Source organism: Halobellus inordinatus (assembly GCF_024498335.1).
Classification (GTDB): Archaea; Halobacteriota; Halobacteria; order Halobacteriales; family Haloferacaceae; genus Haloquadratum; species Haloquadratum inordinatus.
Window position 1 is genome coordinate 2,548,708 of record NZ_CP101825.1, and the last position, 25,936, is coordinate 2,574,643.

The 25,936-nt window shown below is 61.6% G+C and carries 25 protein-coding genes, 1 tRNA gene and 4 pseudogenes; 15 read left to right on the plus strand and 15 right to left on the minus strand.

Going from position 1 to position 25,936, the window contains the following annotated elements; all coding sequences use genetic code 11:
* Positions 1–72: 72 nt before the first annotated feature.
* Both NO362_RS12990 and NO362_RS12995 read right to left on the minus strand, forming a co-directional pair.
* On the minus strand, positions 73–2,070 hold the full coding sequence (locus tag NO362_RS12990) for a 3-hydroxyacyl-CoA dehydrogenase/enoyl-CoA hydratase family protein (RefSeq protein ID WP_256545597.1): 1,998 nt from the start codon (positions 2,068–2,070) through the stop codon (positions 73–75).
* An 87-nt stretch (positions 2,071–2,157) separates the two neighbouring features.
* A pseudogene (locus tag NO362_RS12995) lies at positions 2,158–2,346 on the minus strand (DNA-3-methyladenine glycosylase family protein); the annotation flags it as partial.
* Positions 2,347–2,394: 48 nt separating this feature from the next.
* Between NO362_RS12995 and NO362_RS13000 the strand changes: the two are divergent.
* Positions 2,395–2,919, plus strand: coding sequence for a ribbon-helix-helix domain-containing protein (locus tag NO362_RS13000; protein WP_256545598.1), 525 nt, complete (start codon positions 2,395–2,397; stop codon positions 2,917–2,919).
* The gene (locus NO362_RS13005; protein WP_256545599.1) at positions 2,916–3,929 is read left to right on the plus strand and encodes a tyrosine-type recombinase/integrase; all 1,014 of its coding nucleotides are present in this window, start codon (positions 2,916–2,918) and stop codon (positions 3,927–3,929) included. Before NO362_RS13000 ends, NO362_RS13005 begins: the two co-directional genes overlap by 4 nt.
* Before the next feature lie 1,161 nt (positions 3,930–5,090).
* Here the strand turns inward: NO362_RS13005 and NO362_RS13010 are convergent.
* Positions 5,091–5,480 (minus strand): annotated as a pseudogene (locus NO362_RS13010) (DNA-3-methyladenine glycosylase family protein); the annotation flags it as partial.
* A 124-nt stretch (positions 5,481–5,604) separates the two neighbouring features.
* Between NO362_RS13010 and NO362_RS13015 the strand changes: the two are divergent.
* From NO362_RS13015 to NO362_RS13025, 3 genes are all read left to right on the plus strand, one after another.
* Positions 5,605–6,243, plus strand: coding sequence for a GNAT family N-acetyltransferase (locus NO362_RS13015; RefSeq protein WP_343218087.1), 639 nt, complete (start codon positions 5,605–5,607; stop codon positions 6,241–6,243).
* Positions 6,244–6,257: 14 nt separating this feature from the next.
* Positions 6,258–6,331, plus strand: a tRNA-Thr gene (locus NO362_RS13020).
* A 143-nt stretch (positions 6,332–6,474) separates the two neighbouring features.
* On the plus strand, positions 6,475–6,969 hold the full coding sequence (locus tag NO362_RS13025) for a P-loop nucleotide/nucleoside kinase family protein (protein ID WP_256545600.1): 495 nt from the start codon (positions 6,475–6,477) through the stop codon (positions 6,967–6,969).
* A gap of 256 nt (positions 6,970–7,225) precedes the next feature.
* Here the strand turns inward: NO362_RS13025 and NO362_RS13030 are convergent, their stop codons facing one another.
* The 6 genes from NO362_RS13030 to NO362_RS13055 all read right to left on the minus strand — a co-directional run bounded on the left by NO362_RS13030 (position 7,226) and on the right by NO362_RS13055 (position 13,916).
* Complete coding sequence (locus NO362_RS13030) at positions 7,226–7,651, minus strand: DUF8133 family membrane protein (protein ID WP_256545601.1); 426 nt, start codon at positions 7,649–7,651, stop codon at positions 7,226–7,228.
* A 102-nt stretch (positions 7,652–7,753) separates the two neighbouring features.
* Entirely contained in the window at positions 7,754–9,088 is a 1,335-nt protein-coding gene (locus NO362_RS13035; protein ID WP_256545602.1) for a hypothetical protein, read from the minus strand.
* 165 nt (positions 9,089–9,253) lie between these two features.
* Positions 9,254–10,702, minus strand: a complete 1,449-nt coding sequence (gene thiC, locus NO362_RS13040; RefSeq protein ID WP_256545603.1) for a phosphomethylpyrimidine synthase ThiC — start codon at positions 10,700–10,702, stop codon at positions 9,254–9,256.
* A gap of 143 nt (positions 10,703–10,845) precedes the next feature.
* On the minus strand, positions 10,846–12,255 hold the full coding sequence (locus NO362_RS13045) for a helix-turn-helix transcriptional regulator (RefSeq protein ID WP_256545604.1): 1,410 nt from the start codon (positions 12,253–12,255) through the stop codon (positions 10,846–10,848).
* A gap of 91 nt (positions 12,256–12,346) precedes the next feature.
* Positions 12,347–12,829: an archease gene (locus NO362_RS13050; RefSeq protein ID WP_256545605.1), complete on the minus strand. Its 483-nt coding sequence runs from the start codon at positions 12,827–12,829 to the stop codon at positions 12,347–12,349.
* A gap of 166 nt (positions 12,830–12,995) precedes the next feature.
* The gene (locus NO362_RS13055) at positions 12,996–13,916 is read right to left on the minus strand and encodes a DUF502 domain-containing protein (protein ID WP_256545606.1); all 921 of its coding nucleotides are present in this window, start codon (positions 13,914–13,916) and stop codon (positions 12,996–12,998) included.
* A gap of 135 nt (positions 13,917–14,051) precedes the next feature.
* Here NO362_RS13055 and NO362_RS13060 point away from each other — a divergent pair, with 135 nt between their 5' ends.
* The 6 genes and pseudogenes from NO362_RS13060 (at position 14,052) to NO362_RS13075 (ending at position 17,418) form a co-directional block, all read left to right on the plus strand.
* Positions 14,052–14,738: a DUF4336 domain-containing protein gene (locus NO362_RS13060; RefSeq protein WP_256545607.1), complete on the plus strand. Its 687-nt coding sequence runs from the start codon at positions 14,052–14,054 to the stop codon at positions 14,736–14,738.
* A 90-nt stretch (positions 14,739–14,828) separates the two neighbouring features.
* Entirely contained in the window at positions 14,829–15,080 is a 252-nt protein-coding gene (locus NO362_RS13065) for a hypothetical protein (protein WP_256545608.1), read from the plus strand.
* Entirely contained in the window at positions 15,077–15,325 is a 249-nt protein-coding gene (locus NO362_RS14710; RefSeq protein ID WP_500683712.1) for a PIN domain-containing protein, read from the plus strand. Before NO362_RS13065 ends, NO362_RS14710 begins: the two co-directional genes overlap by 4 nt.
* A gap of 4 nt (positions 15,326–15,329) precedes the next feature.
* On the plus strand, positions 15,330–16,496 hold the full coding sequence (locus NO362_RS13070) for an ISH3 family transposase (protein ID WP_256545609.1): 1,167 nt from the start codon (positions 15,330–15,332) through the stop codon (positions 16,494–16,496).
* A 171-nt stretch (positions 16,497–16,667) separates the two neighbouring features.
* Positions 16,668–16,946 (plus strand): annotated as a pseudogene (locus NO362_RS14610) (PIN domain-containing protein); the annotation flags it as partial.
* Between the two features lie 55 nt (positions 16,947–17,001).
* Positions 17,002–17,418: a JAB/MPN domain protein-containing protein gene (locus NO362_RS13075; RefSeq protein WP_256289001.1), complete on the plus strand. Its 417-nt coding sequence runs from the start codon at positions 17,002–17,004 to the stop codon at positions 17,416–17,418.
* An 82-nt stretch (positions 17,419–17,500) separates the two neighbouring features.
* Here NO362_RS13075 and NO362_RS13080 read toward each other — a convergent pair whose 3' ends face one another.
* The 4 genes from NO362_RS13080 to NO362_RS13095 form a co-directional block, all read right to left on the minus strand.
* Positions 17,501–18,790 carry an RNA-guided endonuclease InsQ/TnpB family protein gene (locus NO362_RS13080; RefSeq protein ID WP_256545610.1) on the minus strand — a complete coding sequence of 430 codons (1,290 nt, stop codon included), beginning with the start codon at positions 18,788–18,790 and terminating at the stop codon, positions 17,501–17,503.
* Positions 18,787–19,176, minus strand: a complete 390-nt coding sequence (tnpA, locus tag NO362_RS13085; protein WP_256290162.1) for an IS200/IS605 family transposase — start codon at positions 19,174–19,176, stop codon at positions 18,787–18,789. The genes NO362_RS13080 and tnpA overlap by 4 nt, the downstream gene beginning before the upstream one ends.
* Positions 19,177–19,368: 192 nt before the next feature.
* Positions 19,369–19,641 (minus strand): hypothetical protein, encoded by a 273-nt coding sequence (locus NO362_RS13090; protein WP_256545611.1) that lies wholly within the window; start codon positions 19,639–19,641, stop codon positions 19,369–19,371.
* 35 nt (positions 19,642–19,676) lie between these two features.
* On the minus strand, positions 19,677–19,889 hold the full coding sequence (locus NO362_RS13095) for a ribbon-helix-helix domain-containing protein (protein ID WP_049985763.1): 213 nt from the start codon (positions 19,887–19,889) through the stop codon (positions 19,677–19,679).
* Between the two features lie 134 nt (positions 19,890–20,023).
* Between NO362_RS13095 and NO362_RS13100 the strand changes: the two genes are divergently transcribed.
* Complete coding sequence (locus NO362_RS13100) at positions 20,024–20,347, plus strand: DUF5789 family protein (RefSeq protein ID WP_121569513.1); 324 nt, start codon at positions 20,024–20,026, stop codon at positions 20,345–20,347.
* A gap of 195 nt (positions 20,348–20,542) precedes the next feature.
* Here the strand turns inward: NO362_RS13100 and aglJ are convergent, their stop codons facing one another.
* Both aglJ and NO362_RS13110 read right to left on the minus strand, forming a co-directional pair.
* A complete protein-coding gene (gene aglJ, locus NO362_RS13105) occupies positions 20,543–21,463 on the minus strand; it encodes an S-layer glycoprotein N-glycosyltransferase AglJ (RefSeq protein WP_256545612.1) in 921 nt (306 codons plus the stop codon).
* Positions 21,464–21,707: 244 nt separating this feature from the next.
* Positions 21,708–22,907: an orc1/cdc6 family replication initiation protein gene (locus tag NO362_RS13110; protein WP_256545613.1), complete on the minus strand. Its 1,200-nt coding sequence runs from the start codon at positions 22,905–22,907 to the stop codon at positions 21,708–21,710.
* Positions 22,908–23,404: 497 nt separating this feature from the next.
* Between NO362_RS13110 and glmU the strand changes: the two genes are divergently transcribed.
* From glmU to NO362_RS13120, 3 genes and pseudogenes are all read left to right on the plus strand, one after another.
* Positions 23,405–24,604, plus strand: a complete 1,200-nt coding sequence (gene glmU, locus NO362_RS13115; protein WP_256545614.1) for a bifunctional sugar-1-phosphate nucleotidylyltransferase/acetyltransferase — start codon at positions 23,405–23,407, stop codon at positions 24,602–24,604.
* A gap of 288 nt (positions 24,605–24,892) precedes the next feature.
* Positions 24,893–25,287: pseudogene (locus NO362_RS14560) on the plus strand (toxin-antitoxin system TumE family protein).
* A 23-nt stretch (positions 25,288–25,310) separates the two neighbouring features.
* Positions 25,311–25,760 carry an HVO_A0114 family putative DNA-binding protein gene (locus NO362_RS13120; protein ID WP_256545615.1) on the plus strand — a complete coding sequence of 150 codons (450 nt, stop codon included), beginning with the start codon at positions 25,311–25,313 and terminating at the stop codon, positions 25,758–25,760.
* The last annotated feature ends 176 nt before the right edge of the window (positions 25,761–25,936 follow it).

Below are 25,936 nucleotides of genomic sequence, written 5' to 3' on the forward strand. Positions count from 1 at the left end.
GAGCGGGCGGTCACCAGCCGGTGTGGATGCGCACGCCAGCCCGGGCGGATGTTCACGCCCGCCGCGGTAGCGTCACTTCCCCTCGAATTCGGGCTCTTCGTCGCTCATAAACGCCGCCATCCCGGTCATCATATCCTCGGTGTCGAAGACGAGGCCGAACGACTGCGCCTCGACGTCGAGGCCGGCGTCGACGTCGTCCCAGCCGCGGTGCATCGCCCGCTTGGTGTAGCGCTGGGCGATCGGCGGACCACGAGCGAGTCGCTTGGCCAACTCGAAGGCGCGCTCGTCGAACTCGTCGTTCGGCGTCACCTCGTTGACGAAGCCGTAGTCTGCCATCGTCTCTGCGTCGTAGCGGTCGGCGGTGAAGATGATCTCCTTCGCGCGACCCATCCCGACGATGCGCGGCAGGCGGACGGTGCCGCCCCAGCCGGGGAGGATGCCGAGGTCGTGTTCGGGCTGGCCGAACTCTGAGCGCTCGGAGGCGATGCGGAGGTCCGCGCCCATCGCGAGCTCCATCCCGCCGCCGAGACAGTGCCCGTCGATGCCGGCGACGACCGGGAGTTCGCACGATTCGAGCCGACCCGCCGTCTCCTGCCCGTGGCGCGAAAGTTCGGCCACGCGGTTGACGTCGCCGACGCCGCCGGCCATCGCCTGGATGTCCGCGCCGGCGGAGAACGCCCGGTCGCCCGTGCCGGTGAGGAGAACGGCCCGCACGTCGTCATCCTCCTCGAAGCGGTCGATGGCGTCGCGGAGTTCCACGAGCAGGTCGTCGGTGACGGTGTTCATCCGGTGCGGTCGATCGAGCATCACGTGACCGACGCGATCGTCGATCTCGACGGTGATGTCCTCGTAGTCGTAGCCGCCGTCTTCGTCGTCCGGCTCGGCTTTCCCCCCGCCGGCCGCTTCGTGGAAGCCCTCGCCGGACTCTGCGAGCTCCCGCAGGTACGGTTCGGCTTCGTAGCGTTCCTCACCCGTCTCCTCGTGGAGGTCATCAAGCGTCGCGAGCAACTCGTCGAGACCGGCTTCGTCGACCATCTTCGCGGGGCCGTCGGACCAGCGCCCGCCGAGTTTGACCGCCGTGTCGATCGCTTCGGGGTCGGCGACGTCGTCGGCGACGAGGGCGGCTACCTCGTTCGCGATCATCGCCAGCAGGCGATCGGCGACATCGTCGCGGATCTGATCGGAGGGGACCTGCGCACCCGCGCCGTCCTCGTAGTCGTAGAAGCCCGCGCCGGTCTTTTTGCCGAGGTCCCCGGTGTCGACTTTCGATTCGAGCATCGGGCAGGGATGGTAGGCGTCGCCGAGTTGCTCGTGGAGGTATTCGAGGACGTGGTAGCCGACGTCGACCCCGACCTGATCAGAGAGTTCGAAGCTCCCCATCGGGAGGCCGAGACCGTACTTCGTCGTCGAGTCGACTTCTTCGATCGTCGCGTCACCGGATTCGACGATCCACGCCGCCTCGTTCATCAGCGGGACGAGCACGCGGTTGACGATGAATCCCGGGCTGTCTTTGCGGACGCGGACCGGCGTCTTGCCCATCTCGACAGCGAGATCCGAAATCAGATCGAGCGTCTCCTCGGCCGTCTCTGCCCCCGAGATGACTTCGACGAGTTCCATCCGAACGGGTGGGTTGAAAAAGTGCATCCCGCAGAACTGCTCGGGGCGCTCGGTCACGTCCGCCAACGCCGTGATCGAGAGACTGGAGGTGTTCGTCGCGAAGATCGTTCGATCCGGGGCCGCCGCCTCCAAGTCCTCGTAGACGTCACGCTTGATCGCCATCTTCTCGGGGACTGCCTCGACGACGACGTCGGCGTCGGCGGCCGCCTCCGCGAGGTCGACGTGTGTCGAGATCCGATCGAGCGTCGCGTCGGCGTCCGAGCGCTCGATCTGGCCCTGTTCGACGAGTTTGCCGAGCGACCACTCGATCTGGTCGTAGCCGTTCTGGACGAATTCCGCTTCGATGTCGCGGAGGCGGACCTCGAAGCCCGCGAGGGCGGCCACCTCGGCGATCCCGTGGCCCATACTGCCCGCGCCGAGAACCGTGATAGTGTTGACGTCGTCGATCTCCATACTCCGTTCGTGGGCGGCTCTGTGTTTCAACGTTTCCTTCACTCGGAAAACAAACTTGAGAAGCGTTCACTTTTCGCCGCGAGACCGTCAGTCGGTGGCACGCCAGAGATACCGACTCGCGTAACTCCGATAGGGTCGCCACCGCTCGGCGTGCTCGCGCATCCCCGCTCGATCCGCCTCGTCGTAGCCGTAGAGGTGCGCCATCCCCTTTCGGACGCCGAGGTCCTCGACCGGGAACACGTCGGGGCGACCGAGCACGAAGACCAGATACATCTGAATTAGTGTATGAAAACTATTTTCAAAAAAGCCTCCGAATAGAGGGATATGGCACATATTGGTGTGTCCGTAGACGATGACACGAAGGAGAAGTGGGATCATCACGTCGAGCAGTCCGAGTATGGCTCGATGAGTGAATTGATCCGTTCGGCAGTTCGTAAAGAGATACGACGTGGGGGCGATGAGGGACAGGTCCCGAGACAACTTGAGAAGGAGCTTGTGCAGGTCGCAGAAAGCCAGCAAGCGATTAGTGACGCTGTCGAACGCCTTAGCGAAGACTTTGAACAGGTAGAAGCCGCTGCACAGACGCAGTACCCCGAGGAAATCGTTGATTTGGCGATGGATATTGCCGATGAGGATATTCAGGAGATTCACGCAGACCAATTCGCTGATGTGGAGAAGGAGGGTGTGAGCGATCTGCAATCCCTCGCCCAAAAACATCTCGACAGTAACGACATAGGAAAAGTGGCCGACGCGCTTGATTACCTCGAAGAAAATCTCAGTTATGTGAAATCACCTCCACGCACCGCAGACGATTATTATCGTGTCATTGGGAGGAAACACAGCCGATGATAGACGGATTTGAGCAGTACCTCGGCGATTTGGAGTTTGGGGACGTCGAGAGCACGTATGGTACCCCAGCCGAGTCAACGGTGCGAAAGCGAGAACGATCCTTAGAGCAGTTTAGCGAATGGCTTGCAGAGCGAGGCGTCACCGACGTAGAGGACATTACCCGCCGTGATATTCTTCTGTACGTCGATTATCTCACCGAAGAAGGATACAAAGAGTCAACGATCAAAAACGGCAAATGGTCGTCAGTATCTGCGGCCATAACGCACCTCTACAAGGATGGAGCGATTGATGACGACCCATTAGCACGAGTCACAACAGGGACAATAGCGAGTCGGATTGAGGATTCATTGACGACTCGTCAGAAGAAACGACGGAGCAACGACGGTCCGAAAGACCACCTGAAGAAGGAGCAAGTGTATCAGTTGGCTGAAAACTACGTCCCCGATCCGACAGACAGGAACGAACTGCTGGTCAAACTCCTCTTTTGGACGGGTTTGAGGATATCAGAAGCCCTACATATAGAAATTGGAGAGGATGGACGACTCGACGGACCCAAGAGCGACGTCTATCCCGATACGCCGAAGATAGAGATATACCGTGAGAAGACCAATCAAGGCGGAGTGGTGTCATATCCGAGTGCAGAACTAAACCCACTACTGTACGACTGGGTGCGAAATGGACGTCTCCGATATAAGTGCGCCGACTCCGAACGTGCGCTATTCATCGGACGCAAAGGACGACTGACCAAGTCCCGAGCGGTGAAAATCGTGAAAGAAGCCGCCGAGGAGATGGGGATTCAGGATACCAAAACCGAGGCGAGAGATGGCCGTAAGTACCATAGAGTGACGCCACACCTGTTGCGCCACTCTCACGCTATGCATATGGTCAATGTAGAAGGTGTACCACTTGACGCCGTCAAAGACCACCTCGGCCACGCCAATGTCGAAACTACCGAGCGGTTCTACGCTGAGGGAACTGAGGAACGGATCATATCTACGTTCGGGGAGTGAAACGACACTGTCGGTATAGATGACTATGACTGTACTTGGGAAATGTCCCCCTCGACGTCGGCGAGGTCCTGGTGCCGATCTCCGTAGTGGCAGTAACTCCTCCCGTGACACGTCACCGTTGATTCTAACTGCCACAGAGTGCGACGGCGACGAGGAAGGTGGTTCTCGACGGTCGAACCCTACCCCTCAGAGACAACAGACGTGCTTCCAGACGCACTTCTTAGCCGTCTTTCGAGTAAACGAGAGCCCATCACCATCTCCAACGAAAAACCGACTGTAGAGGTAATTTGAAACAAGAACGTGTTTTGAATCAAGCACCTAATGACAGCAAAAGATACGGACCAACAGCGGATTTTTTCACCGAGACGATCCAGACCCCTTACCCGAGACAGAAAATGTACTCACGATCCTGTGAGTGCATTACATCGTTTAATTAGCCAACACTTTTACAGGATACTAGTTGCTTATTTTTGGTTGCGGGGAGCAAGAGGCACACTGGGCTTTTGGTCTTGGTCACGACACGCTCTCCCCGTCTCCCCTCCCTTCCTGTTCCACCCTACCCATAGCGGGTTATAATGCTCTTGACAGTTTGAATCTATCGGGGAAAACGTTGATTTGGGACAGGAGAACCTACTTGCGCGGTGGATTCAACTGCTGTGAAACAGCGGGAGCACGCACTCGCGCGGTCCGGTGCCACTCTACATCTGGGTACTCATACGGTAACTATCACACTATTACTCAGATACAAAGTCTATCACTATTCCCGCGGCCGCCACCGTGCGCGTATGCGACCCCCTGTGATCTGTACGTCAACTCTACCCGATACACACTACCCATACCGAGGCTGAAACACGCGATATCTCGCCATAGGCTCGCCAACGACTCCTAAAGCAGTCTCGGGAGTAGGGGCAGTCCCGTAGCAGAGCACCTCTTGCAATGCCTGTAATGGGAACGTCCATCCGACAGACGTGGAGGCCCTCACCCCATATCTGATACTTCCCAAACCACTCTGATTGTGTCCGTGGGGGCCCTGTCGTCGGCTCAATCTCGTCGGGGAGTGATCCTCTCTGGGTGGAACCCTCCACGAACTACCCCCCCGAGTGCGTAATCAATCACCACGAACTTCCCCACTTATGAAAATAGTTGAAACGGAATAGAACTGATCAGATACATCTTCGCGGTCCAGACGCCGACCCCGCGGATGTCGGTCAGCGCCTCGATGACCGCCTCGTCGCTTTCGTCTGAGAGCCCCGCCCGCGTCAGGTCCCGCTCCTGGAACGCTTCGGCGACGTTGCGGACGTACTCGACCTTCTGTCCGGAGAGGCCAGCGTCGCGGAGGGTGGATTCGTCCGCGGCGAGGATACCTGCAGGCGACACGTCGACGCGCTCGAACAGCCGCTCGCGGATCGCCGCCGCGGAGTCGACCGAGAGCTGTTGGTTCACGATCGCGACGAGTAGTCGTTCGAACTCGTCGTCGGCTGTCCCGATCGACAGGTCGCCGTGCGCTTCGACCAGCGGCCCCAGTTTCGGATCGTTCCGTACCGGTTCCATCGGAGGCCTGTGGGACCGCCGGAGAGAAAGGTGCGTCGCTCGGGGGAGCCTCGACGAAAGGCCCTCGTCGCGCCTCCAGTCGGCGAGACCGACGATATATCCGTCCGTCCGCCGAACGCCCGGTATGGGCGATTCGGACGACGAGGCGGACGTAGATCCGGGGCCGGACGCGGAAGAGGGTGACCCGGCAGACGACGACGGCCACGCCCCCCCGATCCGGATCTGCCGCCCCGAGGTGGCCGACGTGGATGCGCTGGTCGACCTGTGGCTCGCGCTCGCGTCCGATCAGCGCGCCTACGACTCGCACATCCTGCCGGAGGCGAACCGGGACGTCGTCCGCGACACGCTCGCGCGACACGTCGTCACGGGCGGAATCCGAGTCGCCAAACGCGGCGAGGACGTCGTCGGGTTCGTTACGTTCAGCCTCGAACACGGCTCCTACGAACAGGATGCGACGCGAGGCGTCGTCCGCAACGTCTACGTCCGACCCGAGTTCCGGAACCGAGGCGTCGGGAGCGATCTGATGGCCGCGGCCGAAACCGCGTTGCACGCCGGCGGCGCGACAGTCGTCGCGCTCGAAGCGATGGCAGCCAACGACCGAGCCCGCGCGTTCTACCGCGACCGGGAGTACGTCCCCCACCGGATCCAGTTCGAGAAACCCCTCGACGGGGAGTCCGCAGCCGGGACCGCAGAGGGTGATGACTCCGAGGTGTCTCCCGAATCGGCGTCCATCGAAAACGACACACACTCAAAGGAGGACTGAGTAGGCCGACCTGCGCCAGGGGAGCATGGGCGGTTCATGCACTCGACTTGTAATCGAGACTTCGTGGGTTCAAATCCCACCCCTGGCTCTCTCTTTGGTTCCGATGTCGATCCGATCCACTCTGCGCGCTCTCCTGCCGTCGAGTCGCGTCTCCTCCGCTCATCGTCGAGCCGCATCGCGGTCGGCTTCTCGGAGCCCTCCAGCGCGCGTCTGTGCGGGAGGGAACCGACCGTGACGGGACGCTTGATCGTCGTGACGGGACTGCCGGGGGTCGGGAAGACGGCCGTCTCACGCGAGATTGCGGACCGACTCGACGGACGACTCGTTCGCACGGACGTCGTTCGGACGGACTGCTTCGACGATCCTGAGTGCACGGCTGCGGAACGCGAAACAGTCTACGACGAAGTGTTCGCACGCGGGCGCGAAGCAATTACTAACGGCGGCGTCGCCGTTCTCGACGGCACGTTCCGCAAGCGCGCGGACCGGGCGCGCGCGGTGGATCTTGCGAACGCGGTCGGCGTCCCACTCGACGTCGTCGCCGTCGAGTGTGCAGGCTCTGTCGTCGAGGCGCGGATCGCCGCACGGGAGAACGACACCAGCGACGCCGACGTCGAGATCTACCGCCAGTTCAAGGAGCGCTACGAGCCGATCGAGATCCCACACGTGAGGATCGACAACTCCGGCGACCTGGCGTCGACGCGAGAACAGATCGCTGCGGTGTTGTGAGGCGCACGGCAGTATCAGGCCTGGCACGGCAGCGAGCAGCACAGGGGGCCGAAGCGTCGTACAGCGGGACCGTGAGGAGGGAATGCGTCAGCGGGGATGCCCGGTCGGCGGGCCATCGATCCAATGGGAGGGGTGTGGAGGCGAGGTGGATCGTGGAGGGTGCGTCGGTGGGGACCGAATCGCGGGCGGCCCAACCGGGGCACTTCAGACTACGGGGGACGACTACCTAAAAGCGCCCTTGTCTCAAAGAGCCGTTTTACCTATTGCGCTGCCGTCGGTTTCCGGCCGGTAGAAGTATCAACGCGCCCGGTATCGAGAGAGTGATGAGTTGCAGCGGATTCTCTCTGATGTTGAAGTCCGGATCCAACGGCTGGCTCTGCACGTCGGTGATGTGCAGCGACGAGTAGTAGATGATCACGTGCGTCAGGATGTACCCAAGCGCGAACGGGACCAAAAGTGAATACCGCACGCCCAACTGCGTCGCGAGCAGATCGAAGACGATGGCCGTCGCCGACGACACGGCGAGGAAATCACCGATCTGGAGGGTGACGCCGGTGAAAGCCGTGATCGTCGTATCGACCGTCGAGGCCGTCGTCGGCGTGTAGATGAAGGCGGTAAAGACGCTGGTAGCGACGAGCGCCATCCCAGCGACTAACCCGACAATCGGGTACACGTACTCCATCGTATGCGCGATGCGCCGGGACGACTATAACCCTACTCCCTCAGTATCAGAATTGAAGTCGGCAGAGAAGTCTCACTCGAAAGTCGGGACCGACGTATCCGATCAGTCCGACCGTCCGGGGGCGTCGCCGCTTTCACCGGGCGCATCACCGCTATTATCGGGTGCGCCGTCACGGTCTTCGGAACCGTCGCCGGACTGTCCCGGCGCGTTCTCACTGTTTCCGGGTGCGTCGGCAGTCGAGTTCCCGTCTCCGGACTCGGTACCGTCGTCACCGTTTCCCCGTTTGTCTCCCAGCGTATCGTTCCCGAAACCATCGTTCACGCTGCTTTCGTCTCCCTGTCCGAGACGGTCCTGTCTCGCGTCTGTCTCTTGTGTGTCGTTGGTCGCGTCGTCAGTGACGTTTGCCGGACGGTCGTCGGGCGGCCCGGCGTCACCATTTCCCATATCAGCGGCCTCCTGAGCGTTTTCGGAGGCATTTGTCGCATTTTCGAGGTCGGATGTGTTTGCTGCGTCCCCCGGGAGCTCGTCCGTCTCGTTATCTGTGTCCGCACCTCGCTCGTCTGCAGCGCCGTCACCCTGTCCGGGCACGTCGCCGTTGCCCAATCCGGGAGCGTCGCCGCTCTGTCCGGGTGCGTCGCCATCGCTCAAGCCAGGCACATCGCCGCTTTGTCCGGGCGTCTCGCCGCTCAGACCGGGCACACCCTCGGCGTCACCTAGTCCGCGACCGGAGTTCTCACCGGCGATCTCACGGGCGGCGGCGGCGACTTCGGGGCCCGAGAGGTTGCGCGCCTCGGTCCGGAGTCGTTCGATGTTCGAGGTGTTGATGCCGTTTTCTTCGCGGACCTGTTTTGGCAGCGCCGACGCGGTCTCGTTACTCTGTCCGAGTTGGCGCTCGACGGCGTTGATTTCGGCCGTCAGTTGCGCGGCACGAGCGTTGTATCGGCCCTGGGAGACGTTCCCCGACGCTCGGGCCTGCTCTAACTCGGCGAGTCGCGTCCGGAGCGCTTCGAGCCGTTCCTGACTGGTGTTCAGTTCGGCCGCGACGACCGCCGCCTTCGAGTCGTTCGTCGCCGCGGCGGCGACGCGCTGGCCGAAGGCGCGCGAGGCGACCTCACCGTCGATCTCGGCACCCTGGACGGCGACGACGCCCGCCAGCTTCGCACCGGGGGCGACACCCGACCCGTTCGACTCGGACGCGGTGTCGTCTGCCGTAGACGTGCTATCGCCGCCCGGTGTCGCAGTTTCGTTCGTATCCGTACCGTTCGCCGGGGTCGTCGCCGTCGTCTGCGCCTGGACGCCGCCGTCCTGCACCTGCGCCGCTCCCGTGGCTGTCGCGGCCGAGAGCGACGTGCCACCGGACGCCACCGCGGCGACGCCGATCGGAGCGCCCGCAGTCACGACCAAGAATGCAACGAGGAGCGCGGATACTGACCTCATCGGTTTCCGATACTGTCCTCTCGGCCATATACCTCCGACATACTTGCGCCCATTTTGATCCGTTTAATCCGGATTTTTCGCAAGACGGCGCGAGCGTCGCTCAGGAGCGATTTTAACGGCTCGTTATCCCGCAGAACGTGTAAGTCAGGTTTGATTTCCCGCCAGTCAGTCGTCCGCGTGCGACGACTCCGGCGTGAACGTGACGCCGTCGATCTCGATCTCGTCGGGAACGCCGCTTATGTCGTGGGTCCCGACCGGCGGACAGTTGGTCTCTGCGGCCGCCGAGGCGTCGAGGTCGGTTCCGGTGTCGATCCGCGACATCTCCCCGTCGGCGTCGCGGGCGTCCTGGTCGATGCGCATCGAGCAGAACTCGACGCCGCACATCGAGCAGAAGCGCGCCTCTTTGTAGTTGTCACCGGGCAGCGTCTGGTCGTGATACGAGCGAGCGCGCTCGGGATCGAGCGCGAGCTCGAACTGCCGCCGCCAGTCGAACTCGTAGCGCGCCTCCGAGAGCGCGTCGTCCCAGTCGCGCGCGCCGGGGTGGTCGGCCGCGACGTCGGCTGCGTGTGCCGCGATCCGGTACGCCGCGAGGCCGTCACGAACGTCCTCGCGATCCGGGAGACCGAGGTGCTCCTTGGGCGTGACGTAGCACAGCATCGCGGCCCCCGCGCGGGCGGCCTCGGTCGCGCCGATGGCGCTCGTGATGTGGTCGTAGCCGGGGGCGACGTCGGTGACGAGCGGACCGAGGACGTAGAACGGCGCGCCGTCACAGACCGCCTGCTGGCGCTCGACGTTGTCCGCGATCTCGTCCATCGGGACGTGTCCCGGCCCCTCGACCATCACCTGGACGCCGTGGTCCCACGCCGTGCGCGTGAGTTCGCCGAGCGTCTCCAGTTCGGCGAACTGCGCCTCGTCGCTCGCGTCCGCCAGACACCCCGGTCGCAGCCCGTCGCCGAGCGAGAACGTGACGTCGTGGTCGGCGAAGATCTCACAGATTTCCTCGAAGTGCGTGTAGAGCGGGTTCTGCATCCCGTTTTCTTCGATCCACTGTGCGAGGATCGAACCGCCGCGGGAGACGATCCCCGTCTTGCGCCCGTCGGTGAGCGGGAGATGTTCCAGCAGGACGCCCGCGTGGACCGTCATATAGTCGACGCCGTGCCGCGCCTGCTTCTCGATGACGTCCAAGAGGAGGTCGGGCGTGACGTCGGCCGGCTCGTCGGCCCGCTTGACCGCTTCGTAGATCGGAACCGTTCCGATCGGGACCGGCGAGTGTTCGACGTTCGTCTCCCGGATCCCGTCCAGGTTCGACCCCGTCGAGAGATCCATCACCGTGTCGGCTCCGAAGTGAACGGCCGTGTGGAGCTTTTCGAGTTCCCCTTCGACGTCGCTCGTCTCCTCGCTGTTGCCGATGTTCGCGTTGACTTTCGTAGCGAACTCCCGGCCGATGATCATCGGATCGAGCGAGTCGTGTGCGACGTTGTTCGGGATGACCGCCTGCCCCTCGGCGACCTGCTGGCGGACGAACTCCGGATCGCGGTTCTCGCGCTCGGCGACGCGCTCCATCGCCGGCGTGAGTTCACCGTCGCGGGCACGCTGTAACTGCGTCTGCGTCATAGATTATTGCGTGATATTACTAAGTAATAGGACTTCCGAATACGTGCCTCGCTCGGCAGTAGCTGAAGCCGGTCCTCGGGACAACCGTCAAAGTAGTTCACCGCAGGAAAGCAGACCCCAAGCCGTTCAGCCGCGTTACCGCGCTACTCGGAATCGGGACCTAGGTCCTCGCCGGGGAGCACGAGGACGTTCTCACGGCCCAGTCGGAAGCCGTCGAGTTCGTCCTCGTCGCGCATCTTGCGGACGACCTGACTCGTCTTCGCGTCGGTCCAATCCAGCGTCTGGGCGACTTCCTGCTGCTTGACGCGCCCGCCCTCGTGTTCGATGAACGCGAGGACGCGCTCTTCGTTGCTCAGCAGTTCGTCTTCCCACGGCATCGCGTCCGCTGCCGTGTTCTCTTCCGCTGTGTCGTCCAGTGCGTCCGTTTCGTCGACGCTCTCGTCAGTAGTCGACTCGCTGTCGACCGGGGCGTCGGCGTCGTCCGCACTACCCCCGCTCGCATCGGGGTTCGTCGTCTCCGTGTCCGATGTTGCCGCGGCCGCGGTGTCGCCCGTAGACGCCTGTTCGGTGCTCTCGTCGTCGACAGTCTCGGCCTCGGTAGTCGTGCCAGCACCGGCCGCAGCCGCGGTCTGCGTGGCGCTTGTAGCAGTTCCCTTGCCCGTGTCACTCGCCTCGGCCGCACTGCTTTCGGGGGTCGCTGTGGCTGCTGCGTTCGCTGGCTCGCGTTCAGCGCCCCCGACGCCTCCGTGCCGGTCAGGGACCGATCGGCGTCGGTAGACGATCCATCCGCCTGCGCCGAGTGCGAGCGCGACGAACGCGACCGCCCCGAACAGCAGGGAATTGCCGCCGTCGGATTCACTGCCTGCGGGTGTCGTCGTCGTTCCACTGTCTGCCCCGGTTGCCTGGTCGGTGACGACGAGCGTGGGCTCGTTCGGTCCGAAGTCGAGCGGGCCACTCCAGACGGCGATCCGGGAGTCCGGTCGCGTGTCGTCTGGCTGGGGTTGGACCGTCTCGATAGTGTATCCCTCCGGCCAGGTGAACTGCAGCGACGTCTCGCTGTCGAGGAAGAGCCCCGCGAGCGCGTCGCCGGCGCGGAGCGTGCCGTCCTCGACGACGGCGAAGTTCGTCCAGACGAACGAGTAGGTGACGACGCCGTAGTCCTGGGGCAACTGCTGTCTCGTCGCCGAGACCGAGACGTTTCGCACGCTCATCTCCCGGCCGGTCGCGTCCTCGGCGGTCGCGGCCGTCGACGCCATTCGCTGGCCGAACTCCGCGGCGTACTGGGACTCGTTCGCGCGAATGTCCTCCTGCAGCGAGCGGAACGCCTCGGTCGTGTTCTCGTCGTCCAGCCGGACCCGATACTCGACCGTCCACGCGGCTGAGCCGTTCGCACGGAGGTCGATGCGCATCGAGACGTCGTCCGGCGCCAGCTCCGACCCGGCGATCTGGTTGACTGATTGAGCGGACGCGCTCGGGGCTGTCGCGCCAGCACCGACGACGAGCGCGACGACGACGATGAGAGCACAGCCGAGACGCGCTGCGCGGATGGTCATCTCGTAGGCACATCGTACCGGGTGACACAAACCACTTCCGAGTGCGGAATTCGGGTCTCCCTACCGATCTATGCGTATCCTATACGCCGCCTTACACATCGAACACGACATACGCGACCCAGCCATTCTCGGTCTGCTCGACGCGCATTTCCGAGTACGTGACGGCCTTCACCTCGCGGGCGTCGATGTCCGCGAGCGGGACGCCGCGGTAGGTAGCGGTTAGTTCCCACGCCGACTCGGCATCACCCGTGTCAGCGTCGGCATCGAGACGGTCGATCTGTACCCGATTGTCGACCGGGAGGACACTCCGAACGTCGCGTTCGTAGATGAGTTCGTCGAGGTAGTCGAACAGAAGGGCCTCGCGGTTCTCCGCGCTGACCGATACCTCGAACGTCCGGCCGCTGTCTTCGGTTCGATCGGCGCCTTCGGCCGCCTCGTCCGTGCGGGCGGGCGGAATATCGTCGCAACTCGCCGCGGCGAGGCCGTCGGCGACAGCCCCGAAGAGCGCCGACAGGTCCGACGCCGTGGCTTCGACCGCGACGTCGGCAGTGTGTTCGCGAAGCTCGAAGCTCATACATAGAGTACGCGGCCGCCCGTGGCCTGTGTCTTCCGGTCGGTCAGCCAGTGTCTTCCGGTCGCCTGTGGACTGTGTCTCCCGGTCGGCCAGGCAGTGTCTCCCGGTCGGACAAACGGTATCTCCCGGTCAGCCCGAGGCCTGTACCACCGTCGCTGTCGGGGTGCTACCTGTCCTCGCCCTCGTCGTCAGTTCGGGGGCGGGTGTTGTGACCATCTCGGAACCGAGCCAGGTCGGCCGGCGTTTCGGCGTGCTTCGGATCGAGCCGTTCGTGTTCGTCGTGGCGGGCATTCGAAGCGTCGCCGTTTGTTTCCGTCCCGTTCGCCGTCGTCTCGTCACCGAGGTCCGCATCGGTCAGCGAGGCCAACGCCTCGCGCGAGAGCCCGTCGTCGTCGGGGCTCGTCATCGCGACGCCGCTTGTGACGATCGCCTGAATCCCATCCTCGACAGTCATCTCAACGTCCATCACGCGGCTCTCGGGCAGGTGTACCAGGTGGCCACCCATCACCGGATTCGGTGCGAGCGGCAGAAACAGGGTGAGCATCTCCTCGTGGTCGGCCGCCGTTCGTAACACCTCGGGCGTCTCGGTCGTCACGAATCCGAGCGTGTACGCCTCCTCGTGCGGGAACTCGACGAGTTTTACCTCGCGGAAGTTCTCCGCGTCGGATTCGAGCATCACGTCGCTCATCCGCCGGAAACTCTCGTACACCGACCCGACACCCGGGATCTGTGCCATCACGTAGTCGAAGTACTCGACGGCGCGCTGCCCGTACCGAGAGCTGTTCACGACGAGCCCGATGCCGAGAACGGCCCCGAAGACGGCGACCGGGACGGTCGCTTCCAGGAGCGTCTGGGGGCTGACGCCCAGCGCAGCCGGGACGAGCGAGACGATCGGGAGCGCCGCGATGGCGTCCGAGAAGAGACTGACGTAGCCATAGACCGTGTTTAGCAGGAACAGAAATACCGCGATCGTGATGACCAGCGGGACGACGACGGCGAGCCCGGAGATGAACGCCTCGCGGACGACGTCGTACATCGAGTTCCGGACGCGACGCATCGACGGGACGCCCGAGCGTCCATCAGACATACTGTCGGCGTGTACGGCGGACCACCTGAAAGCTGTCCCGGCTCTCGTTGTGTCGACCTGTTCGGCCGGTCGAGCCGCCGCTAGCTGACCCGACCGGCGAGGAACTTTATGCGCGTCGCGTGCGCACTATCCAGTATGCCGATGAAGGGCGGCGCGACGAACGAGTACCGCGAGATCGACCGTTGGGATCGGGGCGTCGGCTGGATCGCCTATCCCGAGGAGACGATGGAACGCGCGAGCCACGCACTCGTCGGCGACGACGGTGGCGTGTGGGTTGTCGATCCCGTCGACGCCCCCGATCTGGACGAACTCCTGGCCGAGTTCGGCGACGTATCCGGCGTCGTGGTCGGCCTCGACAGACACAAGCGCGACGCGGCAGCGCTCGCGACCCGCCACGACGCCCCCGTCTACGTCCCGCAGTGGATGTCCGGCGTCGTCGAGGAGATCGACGCGCCGATCGAGCGCTTCGACCGGGAACTCGGCGATTCGGGCTTCGAGGCGTTTCCGATCCTCGATACCAGCGTCCCGCCGTGGCAGGAGGTCGGGCTCTATCACCGCGAGGACAAGACGCTCGTCGTGCCGGAAGCGGTCGGGACAGCCTCGTACTTCTGCGCTCCGGGCGAACGACTCGGCGTGCATCCGATGCTTCGGCCCGCGCCGCCGCGTCGCGCGCTCCGCGGCTTCGACGTCGACCGCGTCCTCGTCGGTCACGGCGAAGGCGTGCTGACCGACGCCGCGCGGGCGCTTCGGGACGCGCTCGACAACGCCCGGCGAAATCTGCCGGGCGCGTACGGACGTGCGCTTCGAGAGTTGCTGTCTTGATCGTCAGTCCGTTCGCGATAACAGCCTCAGACCTCCTATCTGTCGCAGCCGCCACAGACGTTTAAGTTGGCGTACTGCCAGTCATTAGATATGGCCGCAGAGATCACCGACCGAGTCCAAGAGCTCGCCGAAGCCCGGGGCGTCGCCGAATCCGAGATTCTCGAACAGGCTCTCGAGCGCGGCGTTGAAGACCTGTGGACAGACCTCGTTTTGACCCGCTATGTAGACGGTGAGATTGATCGGGCGCGAGCGGTCAAACTCGTCGGTCGTGACCACGTCAAGCGGGCCGAAAGAGAGGTGAAAGCGGTTGAGGACGACGTTACGTGGGGCCTCGACGCGTGATCGTCGCAGTCGCCGATACTGGCCCACTTATCCACCTGGAGGAGGCGGACGCTCTCGATTTGCTCTCGACTGTCGACGAATTGCTCATTCCTCAGACGGTATACGATGAACTAGAAGTGGGAGATGACCCACCTACGCTATCGAGTATCGCGCACGAGATTGTACGGGCGAGGCAGAGTCTCACTCAGGCAGATCATAGTCTCAGTACTTCACAAAGCCGGTTAGTTGAGACGTCTGCTTGCTGACGGTGTGTCCAATACCCAGCAAGCAGACGGTGAAATCCACGAGGACCAGCTCCTTAACTTCCTCGTCAACACGCTTGACGAGGAAGTAGGGCTCAGCCTCGGTAGCAACGCAGAAATCGATACTGAAAACATCTACGAGGTCCTCGTCGGCGCCTGCGCCGACGGGACCTCAATCTCCGAACTCTGTGAATCCAGTGACGACTCACCCCACGAAAACACGGTTCTGTACCATCTCCGCGAGAAATTCGACCTTGCGTCCGTTGAACGAGTTGGGAACGCGCTTCTCCAGAAGGACGTGCTGGAGATCCTCCCCGAGCAGGTGGAGGTCGTCGCCGACCTCCACCTGCGGCCCTACTACGGTGACGAAGACGAGACAGACGGCCTCTATCATTCAGAAGCCAAGCGTGGAACCACCGCGTTCCACGCCTACGCGACACTCTACGCGCGTGTGAAGAACAAACGCTACACGCTGGCGGTGCGCCGTCTCGTCGACGGCGACACCGCCAGCACTGTCCTCGCAGAGTTTCTCGGGATTCTTGACGGCCTTGACTTCAGCGTCAAGGCCGTCTATCTCGACCGCGAATTCTACGATAGCAAGTGTCTCACGCTGCTTCAGGCACACAACCACGCCTACGTGATGCCGATCGTCCGGTGGGGAAAGAAGATCAAGCAGGAACTCTCGGAAGGATGGAGCCGTGTCATCCGACACGATCTGACGGCGAAACTCGACGGTCACAGCTGGACCGTCGAGTTTCCCGTCTATATCGACTGTACCTACCAGAACGGGCGATACGACGAACACGGGGTGGCGCGTCACGGCTACGCCGCTGACGCGCCGTTCATTGACACGCCACGTGAAGCTCGATACCACTACGCCAAACGCTTCGGTATCGAGGCCAGTTATCGGCTCTCCGAACAAAGTATTGCGACGACCACAACGCAGAATCCGGTCGTACGGCTGTTGTACGTCGTAGTGAGCCTGCTCTTACAGAACGTGTGGCGGTATCTGCACTGGGAGTTTGTGGCGACGCCCCGCCGTGGCGGGCGTCGCCTCTGGAAGTGGCCGTTCACGGAGTTCATCAGGATGATGTGCCGGGCAGCGTGGACGGCCCTCGCGACGCGTCGGGCCGTCCCCTCAAACCGGCCACCTGACGACCGGTTCCACCGGTAGTCACCGACCGAGCACGCCTCCACGTGAGTGGCAACGCTGTCGCGTCGGCGGCTGACCGCCGCCGACAGCGACCGCTTCCTCTTTTCCCAGCGTCACTTGCTCGCTACCAACGGCTCATCAAGACAGACTGGTGAGCTCAGATCGGGTTAGCTGGCGACGCCTTGTGAGGTACTGAGTCTTGATCCCGGTGAAACAGCCGCTCTCAACGTCGCAATCGAACGTGATGCCGTACTCTTGACTGACGATCTCGAAGCCCGCAACGTCGCCGAAGACGAGAACGTCGAAGTCCACGGTTCGATCGGTGTGATTGCGTTGGGTTGCGCTCGCGGGAGATCTTCCAAACAGGAGGCAGCGGATCTGATGCGCGCTTTACAACGGGAAACGAGCCTATTCGTCACGGATGCAGTCGTCGAAAGAGGGATCTCACTTCTTCAGACCGAGGATCACTAAACTTCCTCCAAAATCCTCCGACGCCGTTTTCATCCACGCTCCCGTTTGAGCACTCGTGGTCTACATCACTCGCGGGCTTCTCGACGCGCTCCTCGAAATGGCAGAGGCAGAGGAACCGGCCTCGGTGAGCGTCGTGCTCGCGTCGACGCCGGCCGGCGACTTCGAGACGGATCTCGGGCTCGACGACGAGACGCCGGTGTTGACACACTTCTACTTCCCAGAAGCGAGCGGGTCTGTCGCCGCCGTCTTCGGGGTCGACCTCGGTACTCCCGCGGGTCGCGGCCGCGCGCGGTTCGTCTCGCATCCACAGGGGCCGCTGGAGGCAACGCGCGAGGACACCTTCGCCGCCGCACTCGTCGTCGCAGTGCCGCCTTGGGACCAGGCGTCGTGTGCGGCGTTCGATCGCAACGACCGCGAACTCGATCTCGACGTGCTCGACGTCGAACCGCCGCGAGAGACGCTCGCGGAATAGAGGCTAAAGATTGACCTCCTCCTCCGCGTTCACGCGGAGGAATCCCACCACGGGATTTCAGGCCGAGCGTGGCCCTACGGTTTCAAGACGCATACGTTCCACGCGTCACTTGCTGGGTTTCAGCATCCGTGTGGCTGTCTTGTGGGGCGGTCAAACGCCCCCCATCCTCAGCCGAGTCATCGTCGTTCTCGTGTTCTTTGAAACGACTCTCTCCGCTGAGGTAGCGGTCTGCGATGTTCACCGCTCCGTTCACGTCCGCTTGGTACTCGCCCATCCAGCACGCATCGTTCGTACACTTGAACGTCGCCTGTTGTGGGCGGTATCCTACCCCACCGCACGCATGGCACTCTTTCGAGGTGTTTCGCGGGTTCACCGTCTCGACGGGGATACCCTTCTCGACGGCCTTGTAGCGTATCTGCGCGTGGAGTTTGGCGAATCCCCATCCGTGGAGACGACGGTTCATATACGCGCCGTAGTCCATATTCTCCCGTATGTACGTCAGGTCTTCCAGAACAAGAACGGGATTCTCAACGGACTCGGCGTACTCCACGACTTCGCGGGTGACGCGGTGGAACACGTCGTCTATCTGGTTCCACAGGTCGTCACCGAAGGACTCCGCGATACGCTCGCTTCCGCGAGTCTGAAGTCGCCTCCTGGCGGTGAAGTAGGTCTTGCGAAGCCGACGAACAGTCTTGCCCTCGTCGGCCCACAGTTCGGGAGCGGTCGGAGAACCGTACCTGTCACGGTGACACACCGTGACGAGACTCGCTTCTCCAATGTCCACGCCGATCGGCGTCCTGTCGAGCCCAGCGAGACAGGGCTCGCCAGACTCGTCTGGAGGCGTCCGCTCGTCGGCGGACGCCTCAGATTGCTCGGCCACGTCGCGGGTAGCGGTGACGTGGAGATACCACGTTCCGTTCCGCTCGAAGAGCCGACTCTCACCCATTTCGGCGTCGTCTGCGTACAACGCTTCAAGCCACTCCCGCTGTTCGGGATTGGCGCGTGCCGGAATCCAGAGGTGGTAATCCTCGTGGTGCGGAACTTTGACGTACCACTCGATAGCGTTCTGTGGCTGGTGGTCGAGTTGCAGTCCCTCGTTGGTGAACCGTACCGGGTGGTCATCGTGCAGTTCGTCGGCGTTGTAGCTGTTCCCACAGAGCTGTGGGACGTACTTCTTGAGGGCGTTTTTGGCGTAGCCGCTCAGGTCGTACTCGACAACCACGTCGTTGGCGGCTGACTGTGTGTCACAGTCAGCGGCGAAGGCGGCCTGAAGCGCCTGCTGGTAGGCGTCCCGCGTCTCACGAAGCTTCTGTCGCTTGTGGACGTTCGGGTCCACAAGCTTCAGTTCGAGCGTTTTCGTGAGTTCGGTCACGCTTGGGCCTCCTTGTGTCGGTTGATGTAGTTCTCGACAGTTTCGCTGGAGACGTGGCCGGCTGTTCCGGCGTAGTAGCCGCGTGCCCACCGGATTTTCTCGCCGTCGTGGTCGGCGTGGCGGTGGTTGTACTTCCGCGAGGAAATGCCCTTGAACCAGTTGGCGAGCAGTGATGGGCTGTGTTTGGGCGGGCTACTGACGAACAGGTGAACGTGGTCGGGCTGAACAGTCAGGTTTTGAATGTCCAAGCCTTTCTCGTCGGCAATTTCGTGGAGGATGGATTCCACACGGTCGGCAACCTCTCCCGTCAGTACCGCGTTGCGGTACTTCGGGAGCCACACTATGTGGTAGTTGAGGTTGTAGGTTGCGTGCCGTGTGGTCTTCATCCGTGCTACACACTATGGTTATATCATAGCAAATATTTTGTGGAAACGGTGGGAAATCCAGCCCTGCAATAGAACGGTGGACTGTCACACTATGCTGTCCACTCGACCCCCGCCTGTTCGCTCCTCGGTTCCGACAGAGCGTCGGAACACTCGTCACTCACGGGAAGGCGGGGGTATGCGCTCGTATCTCTATCAGTAGAGGACATCGTCGAGATCCGCTTCGGACGTCGTTGTCCCAGACGAGATCATCGCCTTATGGAAGGCATCCCGGTCGGATTCGGAGACCGGAACGCGCTCTTTGCGGAAAGAATCGACGAGGTCGTCTTTCGATCTGATCGCGTCCTCAATGACTCGGGCAAGGATCTCCTGCTGTGTGACCCGTTTGCCCGCCTTCAGTCGGATTTCGGCCTGTAACCGCTCAAGCCGGGACTTGGTCTCGTCGTCCACCTTTACTGACGTGGCCATACAGTTCAGTAGAAGGCTCTACTGGGTAAACATAGTCACCGATCGAGATACCCCAGATCCGCGAGCTGTTCTGCGATATCCTCGAACTGCGCTTCGGTGAGTTCGCCCTCGCGCTGGTACTGAATGACGATACTTCGGAGGAGAAAGCGCACGAGGTCGCTCGTGCTCGAAAAGCTGGTCCCCTCGATGGTTTCGTCGACGCGCTCGGCCAGGTCCTTCGGGATCGAAACGGTGGTGTACTCGGTCATCGTCCTGAGAAAGACGAGGCGTCGGCCGAACTAAACAGTGTGGAGTTCCTGTGCGTGCGCTGCGGCGGTCTGTCGACCGAGGGCTCGACCGAGAGCCGGGGGTTTTTCCACCCCTGCAGCCGTACCAGCCCGCAATGGCTGTCAGACCACCGCAGCAGGGCGACGACGAGCCCGATTCCCTGGAGTTCGGCATCGCGGCGCTCACTCCATATCTCTCGGAGTCCGATCTCACCTTTCCTGCCACAGCAGACGAGGTCGTGCGCGCGCTGAACGATCCCGCGATTCCGTACGACGCCAACGGGAACACCGTCGCACTCTCGGAGGCGTTGGCCTCCGTCGGCACGAGCCAGTTCGACAGCAAGCGCGAACTCCTCGACGCGCTGCATCCCGTCCTGGAGGAGTACCGCGCGTCAGGCGGCGGTATCTTCTCGCAGTTGCGGGCGCTGCTTCCGTTCTAACACCCACCTTTTTCCACGGTGGGTTTCCTCGCGGCGCTCCGCGCCGCTGCGGGAACCCACCGCGCAAAAACCTGGAGGGAAAAATCCGCTCGGCTCGCGTCGCTCGCCTCGCGGTACAATACGTCGAGCGCCCGCTGCAATGCGGCGGCAACCGCACCGCGTCGCTTCGCTGGCTGCGATGCGTCCGTGACCTCTCTACTCGGTGCCAGTCTCCTCTTCGATCTTCCGCAGCGTGTCGCGGTGGAGCGTCAGAATCAGGTCTGCAAGCACGCCGAACATCAAGAGTTGGACGCCGACGATGATGCCGAAGGCGGCAACGACCGCGAGCACCTCGTGGGAGATGTTCCGCGTGATCCACTCGACCGCGACGTAGACAGCGACGAGGAAGCCGGTGAGGCTGGAGATGACGCCGAGGCTGCCGAAGTAAAAGAGCGGATTGTTGGTCTTCGCGCGGCGGTAGAGTTCCAGAAAGATGATCCCGCCGTCGCGGACGGGCCGGAGGTTCGTATCCGAACCAGAGGGCCGTGGGAGGTACGTGATCGGAACAACCGTCGTCGGAATCTTCCGTTTGGCGCACTCGACGGCCATCTCGGTCTCGATGCCGAACCCGTCGGAGGTGAGCGTCATCTTCAGGAACGAGTCGCGCGTGAACGCGCGGTAGCCCGAGAGGATGTCCTGAAAGTCCTCGCCGTGGACGGTCGCGAAGCCGCGGTTGATGATCCGGTTGCCGATCTGGTTGAAGCGCGTCATCGCGCCCTCGCGCATATCCGCGAAGCGGTCGCCGATGACGTGCTCGGCGTCACCCTCGAGGAGCGGTCGGAGCATCGCGTCGGCGTCTTCGACACGATAGGTCGCGTCGCCGTCGAGCATCAGCACGTACTCGCGGTCGACGTACTTCTCGACGCCCTCGCGAACGGCCTGTCCTTTACCCGAGCCCGACTGGTAGACGACGCGCGCGCCGTGCGCCTCGGCGATCTCGTCGGTGTCGTCGCCGGAGCCGCCGTCGACGACGAGCACGTCGTCGAAGCCCGCGTCTCGGAAGTCCTCAACTACCTGGCCGATCGTCTCGGCCTCGTTGTAGGTGGGCACGAGGACGCAGACGTCGTCGTAATCCATCGTCGAGACTGCGTCGTGGGGACCTAAAAGTGGTTCCGGAAACGAGGCGCGTAGTTCTTGTGCCAGGGTTCATTTCGTGTCTTCTGCGCTAAAACCACACAGCTACTGTGGATACAGCTCGTTGCGTACTCGTTCTGGAGAGTTGCGTGCGACACACCCCTCGTTTCGTCTGTTCTACTCTACCAATGTGGTCGGCGTTCAGCGAGCTGGGTCACACCCCTCGTTTCGTCTGTTCTATAATTTGTTAGGGTGGTGTCGTCTCGATCGATTCGCGCGTTTCAAGGACAATTTCCGGATCCAGTGTGAGCTCATATTGATAGTGAGCACCACCGGCACGACCGTTGTTCTGTTCTGTCCGGTCAAGAAATCCAAGCATCGTTAAATCTCCGAGGTGATTCTGCAGGCTTTTCAGAGTCGTCAAGGGTTCGTGATTCCACCCGACAGCGGCGCGTTCGTAAACATCTTTGATCTCCTTTGACCGGACCCGAGTCTGACCATTCGTTTCGAGGTGTGCGATGGCCTCCAAAATCAGTTGCCCGTGAATCGTCTGATCACGGAGTTTATCACGGACACGACCGCGCCGAACGCGTTCGGTCGCAATCTCGATGTGTTCGTCAGTAATTGTCTCCGCACCGTTCTCCTCGGCGACGTCACCACCTTCACGAAGGAGATCGATAGCTTGCCGAGCACTTCCTGTATCTTTTGCTGCTGTCGCGGCACAGCGTGCGATCGCAGACTCTTCATAGGCATCCTCGATGATAGCTTTCTCTGCGCGGTTCGTGAGAATCGATCGGAGTTCATTGGCGTCGTATGGTGAAAAGCCGATTTCTTTCTCCATCAGGGTATCTTTGACTTTCGGACTGAGCGAAGACCGAAATGTGTAGTTGTTGCTGATCCCCACAACGCCGACGCGAGCAGTTTCTAAATGTCCATTTGCCCGTGCTCTTGGGAGTTCATATAACAGCGAGTCCGGGTCGGAGAGGTGATCGATTTCGTCAAGGACGAATAGAAATGTACCGCCTTGTCTGTTCATCTCCTCATAGAGCGTCTCAAGCGCGTGTGATGTCGAAAGCCCCGTTTCAGGGAACGAATCGCCTTCTGGACCGCGGATTCCGTGAATGAGTGATCGCACGGTCCGATAGACCGTATCATCGTTACAATTATGAAAGATAACGTGAAGATCATCGGCCTCTGGTCGTCGTTTGACCTCTTCCGAGAGAGCAGTCAGCACATATTCTGTGACTGCAGTTTTACCAACGCCTGTTTTACCGTACACGAATACGTTGGAGGGATTTCGGCCGAACAATATATCTTTTAGCGCAGTCCGGTACGCATCTATCTCCTCTTCTCGTTCAACGATGACGTCAGGACGGTACTCCTCCGAAAGAATCGATTTGTCCTCAAAAAGTGTCTCCGTCATATCACGGAAGAGGTCTTTAGTCATACTACGGCAGATGTGCAAGTCACATATATTTATTTTGTTTCGTCTGTTTCTTTTGTTTTATCTGTTGCGCAAGAAGGGGCGTTTATACGGTCAAAGACAGAGACGATCCAGATGCAACAAACAGACGAAATGAGGGGTGCCTGCAGGAGCACTCGAAGATTGGCTACCTTGATGGCAGTACGGAATTTCCGGCTGAAGAGAACAGACGAAATGAGGGGTGTCTATGAGTGCGCTCGCAGATTGGCTTCCTTGGCGCCAGACGGTGTACCCCCGAGTGCGTAGAACAGACGAAACGAGGGGTGTGGATGAAGGGATGATTCAACGCTTTCGGTGCGCCTGAAGCGAGCCTCAGATTATCCATAAGACTGCATCGAACTCATTGAAGAGACGGTTTTTTTGAGATAGAACATACCGTTTGACCATCTGCTTCCGCGCGGGATCCACTCAATAACAATAAGACCACAGCCACTATACACCGGTGTTCCGTCCGAGGCAGTATGTACGGAGTCGTGCTTGCGGCCGGGCAGGGAACGCGGATGCGACCGCTGACCGACTTTCGACCGAAGCCGCTGCTTCCCGCCGGTGGTCGGCCGCTGCTCGAACACGTCTTCGACGCGTGTCTCGACGTCGTCGACGAGTTCGTCGTCGTGATCGGCTACCGCGGCGCAGACGTGATCGACCAGCTCGGCAACGAGTACCGCGGCGTGCCGATCACGTACGTCGAGCAGGGCGAGCCTGCTGGGACCGCCCACGCGATCGGGCAGGCTGAGTCCGTCGTCGACGAGCGATTCGTCGTCCTCAACGGCGACGTCCTCGTCGATCCCGCATTGCCGACGGCGCTCGCCGACGCCGGTGGGCACGCGATCGCGACGACGCCCGTCTCGGATCCCACCTCCTACGGCGTCGTCTCGGTCGACGCCGATAGCTCGCTCGAAGCCATCGTCGAGAAGCCCGCGGACCCGCCGACGAACCTCGCGAACGTCGGCTGCTACGCGTTCGAACCGGAGGTGTTCGAGTACATCGAACGAACGGCAAGGAGCGAGCGCGGCGAGTTCGAGATCACCGAGACGCTCGAACTACTGCTCGATGACGGCCACGAGATCTCGGTCGTCGAGTACGACGGCCAGTGGCTCGACGTCGGCCGCCCCTGGGAGTTGCTGTCGGCGAACGAACGCGTGCTCGCGGATATCGGTCGCGACGTCCAGGGAGACGTCGCAGACGGAGCGAAACTGGAGGGCGACGTCGTCGTCGAGGAAGGTGCGACCGTTCGAGAGGGGGTCGTGATCGAAGGACCGGTCATCGTGAAGTCGGGTGCTGAGATCGGACCGAACGCCTACGTCCGCGGGGCGACGGCGATCGGACCGGACGTGCACGTCGGCCACGGCGTCGAGGTGAAAAACTCCATTCTGATGTCGGATGCGGCGGTACCGCACCTGTCGTACGTCGGTGATTCCCTGCTCGGCCGCGACGTGAACCTGGGCGCGGGGACGAAAGTCGCCAATCTGCGCCACGACGACGCGTCGGTGCAGATGACGGTGAAAGGCGAGCGCGTCGATACGGGGCGGCGGAAACTGGGCGTGGTGCTGGGCGACGAAGTGAAGACGGGGATCAACGTGAGCCTCAACGCCGGGGTGAAAGTCGGAAGCGGCGTCGGGATCGAACCCGGAAAGACTGTTCTGCGCGACGTCGAGAACTAGCACGGTCGTGTTTCCTCTGCGCCGTCGAAGCCGACTCGAATGGGGAAACAGGCTCCGAGATCGTTGGAAGCCAACTAGATCGATCTGCCCGGTCAGTTTCGGATGTTCACAGGTCTCTGAGCACCGCTTGTTCAACGACACTATCAAAACCGTCGGTGAAACTCAATACCCGATGTTTCACCGTTCTGTAGGATCGTGGGCGGGGTATGAGTATGGGGAATGTGACGACTGGTATTGTTCTCCTGACCAATAGAATTATTCTATTGTCCTGTAAACCAATAGTATTGGATGGCCTCACTGACCGACGACGATCTCGATGGTGTGAGCGAGGGGCAGAAGTACCCCGACGGGACCGTCGTCCGCGTGTTTTGTATGCGGACAGGCCGTGACGCGTACCCGTCTGGGTGGGCTTACAAGCTTCACTACGGCGCGACGGAGCCAGACCCGACCCGCACGCTTGATGATGGGACGATTCGTCGGTATCTCGAAAATCGGAGATTTTCGACGACTCATCGAAACGGCGACGCCGTTTTCGAGACGACAACTCGCACGAGGACACGAAAGGGCACGAACTACACGTTGCACCGGACCCCGGCCCAGACAGCATTATGTTCCCGGGAATGGTCGAACTCTGGGAACGGTTCTGGAGCGAGATCCCGAAATCCGAGTTCGAGGTCAAATGAGGCCATCACACACGGTGATACCTATGAACGAAACCACGCCGCCGTTGCACCCGATGGAGCGCGAACAGCTTCGAGCTGAATCAACCCTCGTCGTGACCGTGAAGTCCTCCAGTGAGTTCCACGTCGACGTCACTGACGGGGTCGAGGCGCTCGAACGAGGCGATGCCGCGGATTCCACGCCGACGCTCTCGTTTACCAGCTACGACGATCTGATGGAAACGCTGACGCCGCGCGTCCTCGATCTTATCGAAGCAATCCGCCGGGAAGAACCGACCAGCATCAACGAAACTGCACGTGTCGTTGACCGGGACGTGAAGAACGTCCACCAGGAGCTCAGCCGGCTCGCCCAGCTGGGCATCATCTTCTTCGAGGAAGACGGCCAGCGTAAGCGCCCGGTCGTCTGGTTTGACGAACTCGTTATCAACCTCTCATTCGATCCAGAGGCTGGCGACACGGCCACTGCTGCGCCCTGACATCCCCACACGAGTGAACTGATGAGGTTTCGCCTCGCTACTCCTATAATCAGCGGGTTTCTGGTAGCCACAATCCTAATATTCGAAGCTCTCACCGTGATGATGTTTATCGTAGGGGAGAGGTCTATGAAGTCGACAGACGAAGTTTTCGCGAACAGCTGTTATGCACGCGATAA

Excerpts from the sequence above, each read along its gene's own strand:
- NO362_RS13090 (WP_256545611.1), bottom strand. The coding sequence starts at position 19,641 with ATGGCCACGTCAGTAAAGGTGGACGACGAGACCAAGTCCCGGCTTGAG.
- glmU (WP_256545614.1), top strand. The coding sequence starts at position 23,405 with ATGTACGGAGTCGTGCTTGCGGCCGGGCAGGGAACGCGGATGCGACCG.
- NO362_RS13030 (WP_256545601.1), bottom strand. The coding sequence starts at position 7,651 with ATGGAGTACGTGTACCCGATTGTCGGGTTAGTCGCTGGGATGGCGCTC.
- NO362_RS13100 (WP_121569513.1), top strand. The coding sequence starts at position 20,024 with ATGGCTGTCAGACCACCGCAGCAGGGCGACGACGAGCCCGATTCCCTG.
- NO362_RS13110 (WP_256545613.1), bottom strand. The coding sequence starts at position 22,907 with ATGACTAAAGACCTCTTCCGTGATATGACGGAGACACTTTTTGAGGAC.
- NO362_RS13120 (WP_256545615.1), top strand. The coding sequence starts at position 25,311 with ATGAACGAAACCACGCCGCCGTTGCACCCGATGGAGCGCGAACAGCTT.
- NO362_RS13045 (WP_256545604.1), bottom strand. The coding sequence starts at position 12,255 with ATGACCATCCGCGCAGCGCGTCTCGGCTGTGCTCTCATCGTCGTCGTC.
- NO362_RS13015 (WP_343218087.1), top strand. The coding sequence starts at position 5,605 with ATGGGCGATTCGGACGACGAGGCGGACGTAGATCCGGGGCCGGACGCG.
- NO362_RS13055 (WP_256545606.1), bottom strand. The coding sequence starts at position 13,916 with ATGTCTGATGGACGCTCGGGCGTCCCGTCGATGCGTCGCGTCCGGAAC.
- NO362_RS13005 (WP_256545599.1), top strand. The coding sequence starts at position 2,916 with ATGATAGACGGATTTGAGCAGTACCTCGGCGATTTGGAGTTTGGGGAC.
- NO362_RS13095 (WP_049985763.1), bottom strand. The coding sequence starts at position 19,889 with ATGACCGAGTACACCACCGTTTCGATCCCGAAGGACCTGGCCGAGCGC.
- tnpA (WP_256290162.1), bottom strand. The coding sequence starts at position 19,176 with ATGAAGACCACACGGCACGCAACCTACAACCTCAACTACCACATAGTG.
- NO362_RS13065 (WP_256545608.1), top strand. The coding sequence starts at position 14,829 with ATGGCCGCAGAGATCACCGACCGAGTCCAAGAGCTCGCCGAAGCCCGG.
- NO362_RS13060 (WP_256545607.1), top strand. The coding sequence starts at position 14,052 with ATGCCGATGAAGGGCGGCGCGACGAACGAGTACCGCGAGATCGACCGT.
- thiC (WP_256545603.1), bottom strand. The coding sequence starts at position 10,702 with ATGACGCAGACGCAGTTACAGCGTGCCCGCGACGGTGAACTCACGCCG.
- NO362_RS13000 (WP_256545598.1), top strand. The coding sequence starts at position 2,395 with ATGGCACATATTGGTGTGTCCGTAGACGATGACACGAAGGAGAAGTGG.
- NO362_RS13035 (WP_256545602.1), bottom strand. The coding sequence starts at position 9,088 with ATGAGGTCAGTATCCGCGCTCCTCGTTGCATTCTTGGTCGTGACTGCG.
- NO362_RS12990 (WP_256545597.1), bottom strand. The coding sequence starts at position 2,070 with ATGGAGATCGACGACGTCAACACTATCACGGTTCTCGGCGCGGGCAGT.
- aglJ (WP_256545612.1), bottom strand. The coding sequence starts at position 21,463 with ATGGATTACGACGACGTCTGCGTCCTCGTGCCCACCTACAACGAGGCC.
- NO362_RS13050 (WP_256545605.1), bottom strand. The coding sequence starts at position 12,829 with ATGAGCTTCGAGCTTCGCGAACACACTGCCGACGTCGCGGTCGAAGCC.